Origin of the sequence: Paenibacillus sp. 598K (assembly GCF_003851045.1) — a bacterium.
Classification (GTDB): domain Bacteria; phylum Bacillota; class Bacilli; order Paenibacillales; family Paenibacillaceae; genus Paenibacillus_D.
This window is the reverse complement of sequence record NZ_BFBX01000483.1, coordinates 1-382: the sequence shown is the minus strand read 5'-3', so window position 1 is coordinate 382 and position 382 is coordinate 1. Positions and strand designations below refer to the sequence as shown.

Annotated in this window: 1 protein-coding gene; it reads left to right on the top strand. The window is 70.9% G+C overall.

The window, feature by feature from the left end; all coding sequences use genetic code 11:
• On the top strand, nt 1-382 hold a 382-nt coding region (locus PA598K_RS35805; RefSeq protein WP_305781355.1), incomplete at both ends, for an NAD(P)H-hydrate dehydratase.

Genomic DNA, 382 nt, shown 5'->3' with positions numbered 1-382 from the left:
GACGCCTTTGGCCGGGGCGACTGGTCGGCTACCGATCCAGGCCAGTTGGCCGAGCTGGCGCATACGCGCGATGTGCTCGTCGCCGGACCGGGGATGGGGCAGCTACCTGGCCTGCTCGACCTGGACTCGTCGCGGCCGCTGCACGAGATCGCCGCAACCTCGGCGGGCATAGGCAAGTCGCCGATGCAGAGCTGGCTGCGACGGCTATGGCAGGAGCTGCCGCCCGAGATGCCGATCGTCATCGACGCCGACGCGCTCAATCATCTCGCCGAGGCGGGCGACTTTGCCGACTGGCCGCAGCGGCCCGGCGCCGCGATCCTGACGCCGCATCCCGGCGAGATGGCCAGATTGTGCGGCTGCCGCACCGACGAGGTGCAGCGCG